Source organism: Ensifer sp. GW823-FHT05D09 (genome assembly GCF_058795755.1).
The window spans coordinates 348,027-363,233 of sequence record NZ_JBXAIA010000006.1; the positions used below are offsets into that span (position 1 = coordinate 348,027).

Sequence of the window (15,207 nt, forward strand, 5' to 3'; positions counted from 1 at the left end):
CCATTGGCTGGTCCGGACATTCCTCCCAAGAACGTCCGAACGTGGTGCGCCTGATCACAGGATGTCAGAAAAGAAGGGCCGCAGGCAGGGATGCTTTGGGCTTATGACTTTCGTCTAAGAAATCCCGGGTTTTCAGGAGCGCAGCGCTGCCGCGGGCGGTTGCCGGTAGGCGAGCATCGCCGGCAGCACCGCGAGGACGGCTGCGAAAGCGAGAATGACCGAGACAAGAAATCCATCGCCGGCCGCGAACATGACGGGCATGGCAACGCCGCTTTCGGCAGAAAGATATCCGGCTATGAATTTCGCGGCACCGAAGCCGAGCGAAAAACCGAGAAGCACGCCGGATGCTGTCAGCGCAAACAACTCGCTCCAGACGATGACGAACACCGCCCGGCGCGGCGCGCCGAAAGCGCGCAGCGCCCCGATCTGCCGCCGGCGCTGGCCGACATGCAGGACTGTCACGAGCAGGATCGCGGCGGCAACCAGAACCTGGGCGCCCGTCGTCACCCCGACGAGCACCTTCTTAGCGTCGCCGAGCGTGGCATAGAGATTGGTCAGCACTTCGCCCGGAAAGACCGCCAGCGTCGCGTTGTCGCGATAATCCTGGCGAAGCTTGTAGGCGTCGGCGATCGATTTGGGTTTGACGAGGATCGCCGGCAGGCCGGGCGTGACCTTGCTCCAGTCCTCATCGAGCGCCGCGTCCGCCTCTATAGGCTGATGAGCCGCTTCGCCACCGGACGCGTGTTCGTCATGGGTGTGGTCGTGATGTGCGTCAGCCTCGTCGTGTTCGGCTTCCATTCCATGAAGCGCCCAGACGGCCTGCATCGGCACGAGTATGGCGCGGTCCCAGGCGGTTCCCGTGGGCTTGAGGCGCCCGACGATGCGGTAGGAAAGCTCGGTGTGGGCATGGCCGCCAAGCTCGGCCAGCCCATGGGTCGGCTTGACCGCATAGTCGATCGGCAGATCGACGGCAGCGCCGACAACAGCCTCGCCGGCGACGGCGAAGACACGTCCTTCGGCAAGCGCTTCGAGGTCGCGCACCAGCCCGGAGGAAGTGCCGACCACCGCATAGCCGCCAAAACTGTCGCCGAACCCGACCGGCGCTGCGGAGGCAACGCGCGGGTCGGCGAGAAGGCGCGGCAGGACCGTGCCATCCATCAGAGGCAGTGGCGAGGGCTGCAGGAAGATCGACGACAGCACGAGCTGCGTCTCGCTGCCGGGGGCACCAATCACAAGGTCAAACTTGCCGGCAGCACGGGCGCTGCCGAGCCGAAGCGCCCGCTCCTGCAAGGTGACGGCAACACCGAGCGCCGTTGCCAGCGCCACCAACAGGACGACGACGAGCGAACCTGCCCACAGACGCCGCAGATCCGCAAGGATAAAGCCGATCATGCCGCACGCTCCCCGATCACGCCGTCTTCGACGATGCGCCCGGCGACAAGCCGGATGCGGCGGTCCAGACGTCGGGTAAGGGCCGGGTCGTGCGTCGCGACAACAAGCGTGCAGCCGCTTTCACGGGAAAGCTCGATCAGCAGGTCGCCAACGGCATCGCCGGCATCGCTGTCGAGACTGGCAGTCGGCTCGTCGGCTATGACCACACCGGGCCGGCGCAGAAGAGCCCGGGCAATCGCCACCCGCTGCATCTCGCCGCGCGACATGGTCTCGATCATCTGTGTCGGCCGGGCGAGCCCGACGCGCAGCAGCAGATCCTGCGCACGGGCACGGATATCACGGGCCATCGCGCCGGAAAGCCGTGCAGGCAGCAGAACGTTCTCGAACGCGCTCAAACCCGGAAAAAGATGAAAATTCTGCAGGACGAGGCCGATATTGGCACCGCGCCAGCGATCACGGCCGCCTTCGGAAAGCGTGCAGATATCGACGTCGCCCCAGAGGATGCGACCCTGTCCGACCCGCTCCAGGCCGGTCAGGATGCTGATCAGCGTACTCTTGCCGGATCCGGACGCACCGGTGAGCGCCACGCGGCTGCCGGCTGGAATGCTCAAGCTATCGATCGCAAGGGCCGGCGCGGCCAGCCCGGGAAAGCGCATATCGATCCCTTGAAGCTGAAGACCAAGCATACGGCTAGACCGTATAGAATTCGGAGGAGCGCAGGCGCAGCAGGCTGACGAAGCCGGTCTCCGGGTCGGTCCAGGAGCCGACCTCCAGTGTCCCGCGCACCTCGATCGTCTGGCCGGGCGGCACGAACGTCTGCTTCTCGCCGAGGTAGACGACGATGATGTTGTCGGGCCAGTCGGAATCCGACGAACAAAACGGGCAAAGCGCCATCGGAATTTCCGTCAGCACGAAGAACGCCGCCTCGGCTTTGAGCGGCGGTGCCATGAAGCCGCGCATGCGTACCTCCTGGCCGGCAAGGCTTTTGACCTTCTGCGAGAATTCGAGACCAAGCACGCTGACCTTGCCATAGAGCTCGTCGAAGGTGAGGCTGGCATCCGCCCGGGCAACGCGCCCGTCGCTCGCAACGGCCGCGCCGGCGATCAGGCCAAGCATAGTGCGACGGCTCAAGGAAATGGGGTTCGCGAGGGGCATCGTCTTATCGCCATTTGATGTCGCGGCAACGCATGAACATGGGGCCGGAACAAAGTGTCAGCACAAAACCTTCTCCCCGTTGCCGGGGGGAAGGTAGGTCGTTGACCGATCAGTTGGTCTGCTTCACGCCAAGCGCAAGTGCGTCGACGAGAACGCGATAGACGTCGCTCTGCTCCATGTAACCCCTGAAGCCCTCGCTACCAGGGCCTTCCGACTGCAGAACCACGTCATCGACCGTGTGCTGGCCGGTGCTTTCGTCCTTCGGCAGGATGCCGACACGCAAGACGGCTCCGGGCATGTCCTTGTAGGCTTCGTTGGCGACATACTCGTCCTTGTCGTTCTTCACCGCTGGCTCGAACGGGCCATCCAGCTTGGGGCTGAAGGTTTCGTAGTAGTCGGGGAAGTTGGAGACGAACATGGCCAGGCGCCGGCTGGCATCGATCTTGTCGGGGAAGCCGTCCTTGTTTTCGTCGGTGTAGTTCGGGAAGCCGGCCGAGGAACCCGTCTTGACCTTGTCGCGACCTTCCTTGCCCTCGACGGTGTCGTCGATAATGCCGAGCAGCGAGACGCCGTGGGTATGGTCGCCGGTCACGACGATGAGCGTATCCGGGTTGTTCTTGGCAAATTCGCGGGCAACGCCGATCGCCTGGTCGAACTCGATGGTCTCGACGACGGCGCGCTCCATGTCGAGCGGATGGCTCATCTTGTCGATCGAGGCGCCCTCGACCATCAGGAAGAAGCCGTTTTCGTTCTTCGACAGCCGGTCGAGCGCCGTCTTCGTCATCTCGACGAGGCCCGGTTGGCCCGGGAATTTTTCGGCCGTGCCCTTTTTCAGGAACTCGCGGTCGAGCGTCACGTCCATGTTGCCGGTGTGGAACAGGCCGAGAAGCTTGCCGTCGGCGGGCGCATTGGCAAGTTCGGTCTTGTCGGTGGCAAGCGCGTAACCAGCGTCCTGGAACAGCTTGATGTAGTCCTGGTTGTCCTTGCGCTTGGAACCTGGCGTTTCCTTACCAAGGAAATAGGCCGAGCCACCGCCGAGGATCACCTCCGGCTTGACGTCGTAGATCATGCCGACGATTTCGGCCTTGTCATTGCGATTGCGGGTGTGGGAGACGACGGCGGCAGGCGTCGCATCCTCGATTTCCGAGGTGGTGACGAGGCCGATCGACTTTTGCGTCTGGCGACGCAGCGCCTCGGCGATCGTTTCGACCCGCGGATCGTCCAGGCTGTCGGGCGTGCGGTCGCCATAGACGCCGACGGCGTTGATCACGGTCTTGTGGCCGGTCATGTAGGCCGACATGGTGTTGGCGCTGTCGGTGTCGATCGAGTTGGTGGCCGACGTGCCGATGAAGGCCATGCGCTCAAGATCGTCCATGTTGAGGCGGCCATTGGCCTTCCCCTCGGTCATGCCCTTCGACATGATGCGGGCGGCGGTGCGATGGGCGACCGAAAGGCCGTCGCCAAGCAGGAAGATGATGTTCTTGGCCTTCGGCTGCTCAGCGGTGGCAAAGACGTCCCAGGTCACGGTCTTCGTCTGTTCGCCCGACGTTACCTCGACCTTGTAGCTGCCCGGCGCGCCGATGACGGCGTTGCGCAAGAGTAGGGCCGATCCGAGTTCCTTGTCTTCCTTGCCCTTTTCCATCGCGACATAGGCCGCCTCAGCGCCGAGCGCTGCCTTGTAATCCTGGCCGTTGACGGTCACCTTGATGTCTTCCGCCTTGACGGCACCCTTGAGCTCGACCTTGAAATCGAACGGCGAGCCGGCGAGAATCGTCGCACGATCAATCGGATAGACGTCTGCGGCCTGGGCCGCATGGGCCAGAACCGTTGTGGCGAAGAGGGTGACAAGAAGCGTGCGCATGGCGATCGTCCCTTTGAGGTGTCGGATGCCGCGGTCCTAACGCCCGGCGATGACAGCGACGTGACATAACGATCACGTTTGCGGGTGCCCAAGCATCGTACGCTTGACTCGCCGATAGAAACAATTATTAGGAGCCTCGGAAAGGAAGGCATTCCATGCTTCGCCGCGAACATAACTTCGCTGACAGCAGCATCCTGGCAGAAATCGCCGGGCAGGATATGCGTTTCCCAGCTTCCTTCAAAACAACGGCCAAAACGACGACGAAAACCGTCTGACGTCTCTGGCCCTCCGCTCTCTCCCCGGTTTGGCCGGGGACAGGAACCCTCGCGGCGGATCGCGCGGTTTCCCCCTCCACCCGACGAGGAGAGACAGAAAAGAGAGCTTAGATCATGGGTTTCAAGATTGCAGTCGCAGGCGCTACCGGCAATGTCGGCCGGGAGATGCTGAACATCCTTTCGGAACGCGGCTTTCCCGCCGATGAGGTGGTCGCCCTTGCTTCCGCCCGTTCCCAGGGCACGGAAGTTTCCTTCGGCGACAAGACGCTCAAGGTCAAGAACCTCGAAAACTACGACTTCTCCGACACCGATATCTGCCTGATGTCGGCCGGCGGCGCGGTTTCGCTGAAGTATTCGCCGAAGATCGGCCAGCAGGGTTGCGTCGTCATCGACAACTCCTCGGCCTGGCGCTACGATTCTGAAGTGCCGCTGATCGTGCCGGAAGTGAACCCGGACGCGATCTCGCTCTTCACCAAGAAGAACATCATTGCCAACCCGAATTGCTCGACCGCCCAGCTCGTCGTCGCGCTGAAGCCGCTGCACGACCATGCCAAGATCAAGCGCGTCGTCGTCTCGACCTACCAGTCGGTTTCCGGCGCCGGCAAGGACGGCATGGACGAACTCTTCAACCAGACCCGGGCGGTCTTCGTTGCCGACCCGATCGAATCGAAGAAGTTCACCAAGCGCATCGCCTTCAACGTCATTCCGCACATCGACGTCTTCATGGAAGACGGCTACACCAAGGAAGAGTGGAAGGTTCTGGCCGAGACCAAGAAGATGCTCGATCCGAAGATCAAGGTCACCTGCACGGCCGTGCGCGTTCCTGTCTTCATCGGCCATTCGGAATCGGTCAACATCGAGTTCGAAAACGAGATCACTGCTGACGAAGCGCGCGATATCCTGCGCGAAGCGCCGGGTTGCCTTGTTGTCGACAAGCACGAAAACGGCGGCTACGTCACGCCTTACGAGTGCGCCGGCGAAGACGCGACCTACATCTCGCGCATCCGCGAAGACGCAACCGTCGAGAACGGCCTCAACATCTGGGTCGTTTCCGACAACCTGCGCAAGGGTGCAGCACTTAACGCGATCCAGATCGCCGAGCTGCTCATCAACCGCGGCCTGATCCGCGCCAAGAAGCAGGCCGCCTGAACAAACAGACGGTAAGACACAAATAAGAACCCCGCCTGGCCCGTTATCGGCCTGCGGGGTTTGCTGTTTCACGTATCCGTGTGAAGATTTGATCGGATTCACGTGAAACCGTTAGGTATTTTCCGCCATTGAGGGGCGGGTGACAGAGCCGGCGAAGGCTGGCATCTTTGTAACGGCAACCAGATTCGGGCAATCACGGGGTTTTTCATGCACACGGCAAAGTGCGTAGCGATTGGGCTTGCGGCCCTGATTTCAACGGCGGTGCTTCCAGCGACCGCTTCCGCGGCACAGTGCGGCAACGACGGCAGCGGCTTTGCCGCCTGGATGACGCAGTTCAAGCAGGAAGCCGCCGGCAACGGCATCAGCCCTGCGGTTCTGAACAAGGCACTCTCGAACGTCTCCTACAACAAGGCGACGATCCGCGCCGACCGTGGCCAGAAGAGCTTCAAGCTTTCGCTCAGCCAGTTCATGCAGAAGCGTGGCGGCCAGACGATCATTTCGCGCGGCAAGAAGATGAAGGCCCAGAATGCGGCGCTCTTCAACAGCATCGAGCAGCGCTATGGCGTGCCGGCGGGCCCGCTGATTGCCATCTGGGGCATGGAAACCGGCTTCGGCGGCTTCATGGGCAAGGAGCACACGCTCTCTGCCGTTTCGACGCTCGCCTATGACTGCCGCCGTTCCGACTACTTTACCAACCAGCTCTACGCGGCGCTCCAGCTCGTCCAGCGCGGGGACCTCAGCCCCGATGCCCGGGGTGCGGCCCATGGCGAAATCGGACAGACCCAGTTCCTTCCGGCAAACGTCTTGAAGTACGGCGTCGATGGCGACGGCAACGGTCATGTGGACATGGTTCGCTCGAAGGCCGACGCGCTGGCGTCGACCGCAAACTTCCTGCGTGGTCACGGCTGGCAGCCGGGCGCCGGATACCAGCAGGGACAGGCGAATTTCGCCGCGATCCAGGGCTGGAATGCGGCCAGCGTCTACCAGCAGGCCATCGCCATCATCGGCGCCGAAATCGACGGCGACTGACCGCGAGCATTACGAGATTTGCAGATTGGGGAGCCCGGTTCGAAAGGACCGGGCTTCTTTTTTCACTTTGATCACATGCCCGGGCGGGCAAAATCGCCGGTCTTCGGGTCCATCACCCAGAGCTCGCCGGTCGAAATGTCGAACCAGGCGCCGTGCAGGTTGAGCTTGCCCTTGGCTTCGAGGATCTGGACGCAGGGAAAGGTGCGCAGATTGGCGATCGAGTTGCGGATGGAGACGCGCTCCAGCGCCCGCTGCCGCTCGGCCTGGGTCATCACTTCGTTGCTCTGGATCTGCTCGGCCGAGGGCTTCAAGAGGTGCATCCAGCGGCCAATGAAATCGCCCGGCGACAAAGGCTCGGCGTCGAGATCGAGCGCCGCCTTGATGCCGCCACAGCGTCCATGGCCCATGACGACGATGTCGGTGACGCGCAGCGACTGCACGGCAAACTCAAGCGCCGCCGAGGTCGAGTGATAATGGCCGTCGGGCTCGTAGGGTGGCATCAGATTGGCGACGTTACGCACGACGAAGAGTTCGCCCGGGCCGCTGTCGAAGATCGTCTCGGGGGCTGCCCGGGAGTCACAACAGGCAATGACCATGGTCTTGGGCTTCTGCCCGCTGTCGGCCAATGTCTTGTAACGCTGCTGCTGTTCGCTGAAGCGGCCATTCATGAAATTATGATAGCCGTTCAGAAGGTGGTCCGGAAAACGCTGCATATCCATCGGTTACCCCGCTGTAGTCGAGAGTTCAATCCACCAAGCCATTCGACGGCAAACCGTGAACAGCTTCTTCTATTTCCGGCGCATCTGGCTCGGATGCAGCAGGCGCCGCATCTGCACCATGGCCATCGGCGTCGAGAGACTGGACGCGTCCTGTTCAAGCGTCAGTTCATCGGCACCGCGCTTGACCGTGCGCGCGATGATTTCAAACACGCTGGCTGTCGCCATCTGCAGCGCCCGCTCCTCCGAAAGCCCCTCCAGCAATCGCGCCAGGAACACCGCCGTCAACAAGTCGCCCGTCCCGTTCGGCGGGTTCTCGATCAGCCGATGTTCTGCAAGAAGCGCATGGTTGCCGGAGAGATAGAGGTTTCCCGTGCCGCCATTCATCATCGGGATCGCCGACGAGACCAGCATGCGCGATGGGCCAAGCCCGAGCGCCGCATCGAGGATGGCCGCATTGGTCTCGAGCGCTGCACCTGCAAGCCAGGCCAGTTCGAAACGGTTGGGCGTGGCCAGGCTTGCAAGTGGCAGCAGCCGGTCACGGATCGCCGTCGCCGTCGCTTCGGGAACGTAGAGCCCTTCGGCATCGCCAATCACAGGATCGCAGGCATAGACGAGATCGGGGTTGCGGGCGCGAAGCGTCGTCACCAGCCGGGCAACGCCGTCTGCCTGTCCGACGGATCCGAGATAACCCGAAAGCACCGCGCGAACCTCGCCGGCCCAGGGCGCCTGAGCGAGATCGTCGATGACAGACTGGAATTCCGCGTCCGGGATGGTGATTCGCGTCGAACGGCCATGGCCAGGATGCCAAGGGAGGATAACCGTCGGCAGTGCCCAGACGGGATGGCCGAGCGTCTCCAGGGCGAAGACAACGGCCCGATTGCCAACGGTACCACGCACCACGTGACTGGAAATGACGATCACGGCACCGGGCAAGGAGGGCATTTCGGGCATCGGCCAGTCCAATCCTTCGATTTGACCTCTGATCACCGACTGTCACCGCCATGTCAACAGGCTATGGCAGAGAGCTTCCGCACAAGCCGCTGGCGTTTTCATGCTTTTTCATCGGAATTCGAGCAATTTTCGCCAATTTGCCTTCGATTTAAATGGATTTAAGCTGTTTTCACGTGAGATTCTCCGATTTTGGGCTCGTTTTTGCCGAAATCGTCATAAAAAGCGGTCGCCATTAGCCATGGTTCTGATAGGGTCTAGCCTATCATGAATGGGAGAAACTTCATGGGCGTGAAATACAATCCGAAGCGGGACAGACACATCGACGCAGCGAAGGCGGCCGCCATCAAACTGGGCACCGACGCGCTGGCGCCGGAGATCCTCTTCGGCGGGGCCAGCAACGACGACCTCGATCTCTATTCGGCGGACATGCTGGCACTGACGGCGGCCCATGCGAGGAGCGAACTCGCGCGCTGGGACGGCGGAAAACCTCAGGTTTCTGTTGAAACGGTGCCCGGCGTCGCGCCTGGCGGCACCGAGGTTTCGATCATTGCCGTCACCGAACACAACATGCCGTTCCTCTACGATTCGGTCATGGGCGAGGTGACGAGCACGCACCGCGACATCCATCTCGCGATCCATCCCATTCTGGTCCAGGAGCCGGGCAAGCCCGTCAAGTTGTTCGATCCGGACGAACCGAGCGACCCGGCGCACCGCGTCAGCCATATCCAGATCCATCTGGACAAGTTGACGCCGGTCGAGGCGCAGTCGCTGAGCAACCGTATCCGCGACGTGCTCGAACAGGTTCATCAGGCCGTGCACGACTGGCCGGCGATGACGACGCTGCTCGATCAGGCGATGCAGGAACTTGAGGACTACAATGCCTCGCGCAAGAAGAGCGACCGCGACGAAGCGCTCGCCTTCCTCCGCTGGCTCCGGGACAATAACTTCACCTTCCTCGGCATGCGCGAGTACACCTATTCGGGCAAGGGCGGGAAGGCCTCGGTCGAGCGTGGCACGGGCAGGGGTCTCGGCATCCTTTCCAACCCCGATGTGCGCGTGCTGCGCCAGGGCAAGGACGCGGTTCTGACGACGCCGGAAATTCTGGCCTTCCTCGAAAGCCCGGATTTCCTGATCGTCACCAAAGCCAACGTGAAATCGGTGGTGCACCGCCGCGCCTATATGGACTACATTGGCGTCAAGCGTTTCGATGCCGACGGCAATGTCGCCGGCGAACTGCGCATCGTCGGCCTGTTCACCTCATCGGCCTATACCCGCCAGGCGGCCGAAATTCCGCTGCTGCGCCACAAGATCGAGAAGATCGTCGACCATTTCGGCTACGATCCGCAGAGCCACTCCGGCAAGATGCTGGACAACACGCTCGAATCCTACCCGCGTGACGATCTCTTCCAGATCGACGTCGGGCTGCTGGCCGCCTTCTGCGAACAGATCAATGAGCTCGGCGACCGTCCGCGCATCCGCGTTCTGCCACGCATCGACCATTTCGACCGTTTCGTTTCGGTCATCGTCTTCGTGCCGCGCGAACAATATGATTCCGACGTGCGCGAGAAGATCGGCGACTATCTGAAGACAGCCTATGACGGTCGCGTTTCGGCCTACTATCCGGCCTTCCCGGAAGGTGGCCTGGCGCGCGTCCATTTCATCATCGGCCGCACCAGCGGCAAGACCCCGCGCATCCCGCAGGCCAAGCTCGAAGAGGCCGTGCGCGGCATCGTCACGCGCTGGATCGATCGATTCGACCTGCTTGCCCGCAAGGACGGCATCGAACTCGATGTCGACGGCGCCTACCAGTCGTTCTTCACGCCGGCCGAAGCCTATGCGGACCTCGCTGACATCGCCGCCTGCAAGGCGGAAGATCCGATCCGGATCTCGTTTTACAACTACAACCGCCCGGTCAACCGACCGGATACGGCTGAGCTGAAGATCTTCCATGCCGGCGAGCCCGTATCGCTGTCGCGCCGCGTGCCACTGCTCGAAAACCTCGGCTTCCGTGTCATCAGCGAACAGACCTACGACCTCAACGTCGGCAAGCATGGCGAGGACAAGCACCGCGTCGTGCTGCACGACATGGAACTCGTCCATCGCGACGGGCTTGCGCTCAATCTCGACAAGTCGGGTGCAGCACTCGAGGAAGCCTTCCTCGCCGCCTGGAACGGCACGATCGAGGACGACAACTTCAACCGGCTGATCCTGCTTTCAGGTCTCAACGCCCGTGAAGTGACGGTGCTGCGCGCCTATGCCCGCTACCTTCGCCAGGCCGGCATCACCTATTCTCAAGGGTATATCGCCGACACGCTGAACAAGTATCCCGGTATTGCCGCCGATATCTTCAAGCTGTTCGTCACCCGCATGGACCCGGCGCTCGAAGAGAAGCCACGGGCCAAGAAGTGCAACACGCTCATCGCCTCGATCGAAACCGCGCTATCGTCGGTCCCGAGCCTCGACGAGGACCGGATCCTGCGCCGTTATGTCAACGCCATCGAGGCGACGCTCAGGACCAACTACTTCCAGAAGGACGCCGACGGGAAGCCGCGTGCGGTGCTTGCCCTCAAGCTCGACCCCAAGCAGCTCGACGGCCTGCCCGAGCCGCGTCCGTTCCGCGAAATCTTCGTCTACGGCACCGAGGTCGAAGGCGTGCACCTGCGCTTCGGCAAGGTCGCCCGCGGCGGTCTTCGCTGGTCCGACCGGGCACAGGACTACCGCACCGAAGTGCTGGGCCTGGTGAAGGCACAGCAGGTCAAGAACGCCGTCATCGTGCCCGTCGGCGCCAAGGGTGGCTTCTATCCGAAGCAACTGCCGGTCGGCGGCAACCGCGACGAGGTGTTCAAGGCCGGTACCGAAGCCTACAAGACCTTTATCCGGACCATGCTGTCGGTCACCGACAACATCGTCGGCCAGGATGTCGTGCCGCCAGTGGACACGCTGCGCCGCGACGGTGACGATCCCTATTTCGTCGTCGCCGCCGACAAGGGCACGGCGACCTTCTCCGACACGGCCAACGGTCTGGCGCAGGAAGCCGGCTTCTGGCTGGACGACGCGTTTGCTTCGGGCGGATCGGCCGGTTACGACCACAAGAAGATGGGCATCACCGCCCGCGGCGCCTGGGAAACCGTCAAGCGCCACTTCCGCGAGATGGACATCGACATCCAGACGACCCCCTTCACGGTTGCCGGCGTCGGCGACATGTCGGGCGACGTCTTCGGAAACGGCATGCTGCTGTCGGAAAAGATCCGACTGCTTGCAGCCTTCGACCACCGCGACATCTTCATCGATCCCAACCCGGATACGGACGTGTCCTTCTCCGAGCGCAAGCGCATGTTCGCCCTGCCGCGTTCGAGCTGGCAGGATTATGACCGCAAGACGCTGTCGGAAGGCGGCATGATCATTTCGCGTGCCGAAAAGTCGGTGACGCTGACGCCGGAAGCGATGGCGGCGATCGGCATCGACAAGCAGAAGGCGACGCCGTTCGAGATCATGAACGCGATCCTGAAGAGCCAGGTGGATCTCCTCTGGTTCGGCGGCATCGGCACCTATGTGCGTGGCAGCAACGAGACGGATGCCGAAGTCGGCGACCGCGCCAATGACGCGATCCGCGTGGCAGCCGAAGAGGTCCGCGCCCGTGTCATCGGCGAGGGCGCAAACCTTGGCGTCACCCAGAAGGGCCGCATCGGCTTCGGCCTCAATGGCGGTCGCTGCAACTCCGACGCCATCGACAACTCGGCGGGCGTCAACTCGTCCGACGTCGAGGTCAACATCAAGATCGCGCTGGCGTCCGCCATGCGAGACGGTCGCCTGACCCGGCCAAAGCGCAACACGCTGCTGGCGTCGATGACCGAGGAAGTCGGCCATCTGGTGCTGCGCAACAACTACGAGCAGTCGCTGGCGATCTCTTTGACCGCCATGCAGGGTGCCGGCAACCGCACGACGCTCGGCCGACTGATGACGCGGCTGGAGGTCGACGGTCATCTCAACCGCAAGGTCGAGACGCTGCCGACCGACCAGGCGATGACTGAGCGCTACCAGGCGGGCAAGCCCTTGACCCGTGCGGAAATCGGCGTGCTGCTCTCCTACTCCAAGCTGGTTCTGTTCGACGAGCTGATCGCCAGCGACCTTCCGGACGACCCGTATTTCACGGCGACACTGGAACGCTACTTCCCCGGCAAGATGCGCAAGACCTATGCCGGCGACATCCATGGCCACCGCCTGCGCCGCGAGATCATCGCGACCGTGCTCGCCAACGAGGTCATCAACCGTGGCGGCCCTGCCTTCGTATCGACCTTGACGGATGCGACAGGTTTCCTCTCGGCGGATGTCGTCAAGGCGGCCGTTCTGGCGCTCGATGGCTTCGACCTGCCGCGGATCTATGACGAGATCGACGCCCTCGACACCAAGATCGGCGGCGGGCTGCAGAACGTCCTTTACCAGGAAGTCGGCCGCATCTTCACGCTCGTGACCGAGCGGGCGCTGCGCACCCATGCGGCAACCGGCTCGGTTTCCGAGGCCGTATCGCGGCTGCGCGACGGGCTTCAGAAGCTGCGCGGCACGATGCGGACCGCGGTCTCCGGCGAGAGCGCCGAAGAAGCACAGGTGAAGACAGCTGCCTTCGTCGAGGGCGGCGTACCCGCCAAGCTTGCCGAGGAGATCTCGGAACTGGCCCTGATGACGCTGGTGCCGGAAATCATGCAGATTTCTGCCGAAACCGGCGAGACGCTGAACCGTACCGCGCAAGGATACTTCGCCGTCACCGACACGCTTCGGATCAACCGGCTGCTGGCCGCCTCCGATCGTGTGCCGGCAACCGAGCAGTTCGAGGCGATGGCGCTTTCACGGGCGGTATCCGATATCGCCGCCGCGCGGCGCGATATCACTGCAGCGGCACTGCGCGAGCAGAAAAAGGAACGCAGCCCGGTCGCCGCCTGGGAGGAGAACGAGCGCGAGCGGGTCGCCCAAGCAACGGGCCAGCTGCGTCTGTTGACCGAGAAGGGTGAAACCACGCTTGCCAAGATCACCGTCGCTGCGGGCCTTCTGAATGACCTGGCACGCGGAAGGGCGAGGTAATCCTGCCTCTTAGGGACTGATCATCCGGGGAGCAGAAATGTGGGCAGTTTTTTCGCCTGCATTACGCTCTGGACCATTTGGAAACGATCAGATTGAAGATAGTCTGCGCCGCGCGTTCGAGGGGATGCGCGGCGCAGTCTTTTTCGGGAGGGGCACTTGCAGATTTCGGCCGACAGGACAGACGAACGACCGCGCGCGTCACGCGCGGGCATAGCCGGCTGGATGCTCTTCGACTGGGCAGCGCAACCCTTCTTCACGGTCATCACCACCTTCATCTTCGGCCCCTACTTCGTCTCGCGGCTGACAGAGGATCACGCTGTCGGTCAGGCGATGTGGGGCTATACGCTCACCGTTTCCGGCATCATCATCGCCATTCTTTCCCCCGTGCTCGGCTCGATCGCCGACGCGACGGGACCGCGCAAGCCCTGGATCGGCTTTTTCGCCGTCATCAAGATCGCATCCCTGGCGATGCTCTGGTTTGCTGCCCCCGGTTCACCGATCATTTACGCCGCGTTCTTCATCGTTCTCGCCACGGTCGCTGCCGAATTTTCGATCGTCTTCAACGATTCGATGATGACGCGGCTGGTGGACGAGAAGGATGTCGGCCGCATTTCCAACATCGCCTGGGGGCTCGGTTATCTCGGCGGCATGATCGTCCTGATCGCCGTCGTGGCGCTTCTTGCGGCAAATCCGGAAACCGGCAAGACTGCTGCTGGTATAGACCCGCTGTTCGGCCTCGATCCGGGCAAGGGCGAGGACGCACGCATAACCGGACCGATATCGGCGCTCTGGTACCTAGTGTTCATCATTCCGATGTTCCTCTTCACACCCGACGCCACAAAAGCGACGATGTCGCTGCGCAAGGCGACCGCCACGGGCCTGCGGGAACTGAAGGGTACGCTCGGCGAACTCCGGCAACGATCGGGCATCATGCGTTTCCTGATCGCGCGCATGATCTTCCAGGATGGTGTCAACGGGCTGCTGGCGCTCGGCGGTACCTTCGCCGCCGCCATGTTCGGCTGGCAGACCCTCGAACTCGGAATCTACGGCATCATCTTGAACATCGTCGCGATCGGCGGGTGTCTTTATGCGAGCAGGCTCGATGCAAGGCTCGGCTCCAAGGTCATCGTTACCGCGAGCCTCGTGTGTCTCATCATCGCGACGCTTGGCATTGTTTCGACGGGTCCGGGATTCACTCTGTTCGGCCTCATGCCGCTGTCGACTGACGATTCCGGCGGCCTGTTCGGCACAGCGGCCGAGAAGGCTTACATCCTCTACGGCCTGCTGGTCGGCATCGCCTTCGGCCCGGTGCAGGCCTCGTCGCGCTCCTATCTCGCCCGCAGTGTCAGCATCGACGAAGCCGGCCGTTATTTCGGCCTCTACGCCCTCTCCGGTCGGGCGACATCGTTCCTGGCCCCGGCATCGGTCGCCACGATCACGCTTGCCACCGACTCGGCCCGCATCGGCATGATGGCCCTCATCGCCTTCCTGGTCGCCGGCCTCATGATCCTGCTGCGCACGCCCTATCCGGCGGATGACGGGCGCAAAAAAGCCGCCGCGTCCTTTGGGCGCGACGGCTTCTGATGGTCTCAAGCTAGGT

General features: G+C 62.5%; 10 protein-coding genes. 4 read left to right on the forward strand and 6 right to left on the reverse strand.

The genetic code is table 11. The features are described from left to right. Positions 1–132 precede the first annotated feature (132 nt). The 4 genes from AC1Q80_RS19355 to AC1Q80_RS19370 all read right to left on the reverse strand — a co-directional run bounded on the left by AC1Q80_RS19355 (position 133) and on the right by AC1Q80_RS19370 (position 4,408). Positions 133–1,392, reverse strand: coding sequence for an ABC transporter permease (locus tag AC1Q80_RS19355; RefSeq protein ID WP_492361479.1), 1,260 nt, complete (start codon positions 1,390–1,392; stop codon positions 133–135). Beyond that, positions 1,389–2,078 carry an ABC transporter ATP-binding protein gene (locus AC1Q80_RS19360; protein ID WP_492361480.1) on the reverse strand — a complete coding sequence of 230 codons (690 nt, stop codon included), beginning with the start codon at positions 2,076–2,078 and terminating at the stop codon, positions 1,389–1,391. The genes AC1Q80_RS19355 and AC1Q80_RS19360 overlap by 4 nt, the downstream gene beginning before the upstream one ends. Before the next feature lie 4 nt (positions 2,079–2,082). Beyond that, positions 2,083–2,547, reverse strand: a complete 465-nt coding sequence (locus AC1Q80_RS19365) for a hypothetical protein (protein ID WP_492361481.1) — start codon at positions 2,545–2,547, stop codon at positions 2,083–2,085. Positions 2,548–2,656: 109 nt separating this feature from the next. Further along, positions 2,657–4,408, reverse strand: a complete 1,752-nt coding sequence (locus AC1Q80_RS19370; RefSeq protein WP_492361482.1) for an alkaline phosphatase — start codon at positions 4,406–4,408, stop codon at positions 2,657–2,659. Between the two features lie 389 nt (positions 4,409–4,797). Here AC1Q80_RS19370 and AC1Q80_RS19375 point away from each other — a divergent pair, with 389 nt between their 5' ends. Beyond that, positions 4,798–5,832, forward strand: a complete 1,035-nt coding sequence (locus AC1Q80_RS19375; RefSeq protein WP_209790357.1) for an aspartate-semialdehyde dehydrogenase — start codon at positions 4,798–4,800, stop codon at positions 5,830–5,832. Positions 5,833–6,039: 207 nt separating this feature from the next. Further along, positions 6,040–6,861 (forward strand): lytic murein transglycosylase, encoded by an 822-nt coding sequence (locus AC1Q80_RS19380; protein ID WP_173418436.1) that lies wholly within the window; start codon positions 6,040–6,042, stop codon positions 6,859–6,861. 71 nt (positions 6,862–6,932) lie between these two features. Here AC1Q80_RS19380 and AC1Q80_RS19385 read toward each other — a convergent pair whose 3' ends face one another. After that, positions 6,933–7,580 (reverse strand): carbonic anhydrase, encoded by a 648-nt coding sequence (locus tag AC1Q80_RS19385; protein ID WP_173418437.1) that lies wholly within the window; start codon positions 7,578–7,580, stop codon positions 6,933–6,935. A 69-nt stretch (positions 7,581–7,649) separates the two neighbouring features. Beyond that, complete coding sequence (pdxY, locus tag AC1Q80_RS19390; protein ID WP_173418438.1) at positions 7,650–8,531, reverse strand: pyridoxal kinase PdxY; 882 nt, start codon at positions 8,529–8,531, stop codon at positions 7,650–7,652. A 282-nt stretch (positions 8,532–8,813) separates the two neighbouring features. On the opposite strand from pdxY, the gene AC1Q80_RS19395 reads away from it, so the two are divergent. Together AC1Q80_RS19395 and AC1Q80_RS19400 are read left to right on the forward strand one after the other, a co-directional pair. Further along, entirely contained in the window at positions 8,814–13,607 is a 4,794-nt protein-coding gene (locus tag AC1Q80_RS19395) for an NAD-glutamate dehydrogenase (protein WP_492361483.1), read from the forward strand. Positions 13,608–13,763: 156 nt separating this feature from the next. Continuing rightward, positions 13,764–15,191, forward strand: a complete 1,428-nt coding sequence (locus AC1Q80_RS19400) for an MFS transporter (protein ID WP_492361484.1) — start codon at positions 13,764–13,766, stop codon at positions 15,189–15,191. Positions 15,192–15,207 lie beyond the last annotated feature (16 nt).

Bases quoted from the DNA above. Each gene is read 5' to 3' on its own strand.
- AC1Q80_RS19375 (WP_209790357.1), top strand. From the start codon at position 4,798: ATGGGTTTCAAGATTGCAGTCGCAGGCGCTACCGGCAATGTCGGCCGG.
- AC1Q80_RS19395 (WP_492361483.1), top strand. From the start codon at position 8,814: ATGGGCGTGAAATACAATCCGAAGCGGGACAGACACATCGACGCAGCG.
- AC1Q80_RS19355 (WP_492361479.1), bottom strand. From the start codon at position 1,392: ATGATCGGCTTTATCCTTGCGGATCTGCGGCGTCTGTGGGCAGGTTCG.
- AC1Q80_RS19360 (WP_492361480.1), bottom strand. From the start codon at position 2,078: ATGCTTGGTCTTCAGCTTCAAGGGATCGATATGCGCTTTCCCGGGCTG.
- AC1Q80_RS19385 (WP_173418437.1), bottom strand. From the start codon at position 7,580: ATGGATATGCAGCGTTTTCCGGACCACCTTCTGAACGGCTATCATAAT.
- AC1Q80_RS19370 (WP_492361482.1), bottom strand. From the start codon at position 4,408: ATGCGCACGCTTCTTGTCACCCTCTTCGCCACAACGGTTCTGGCCCAT.
- AC1Q80_RS19365 (WP_492361481.1), bottom strand. From the start codon at position 2,547: ATGCCCCTCGCGAACCCCATTTCCTTGAGCCGTCGCACTATGCTTGGC.
- AC1Q80_RS19380 (WP_173418436.1), top strand. From the start codon at position 6,040: ATGCACACGGCAAAGTGCGTAGCGATTGGGCTTGCGGCCCTGATTTCA.
- pdxY (WP_173418438.1), bottom strand. From the start codon at position 8,531: ATGCCCGAAATGCCCTCCTTGCCCGGTGCCGTGATCGTCATTTCCAGT.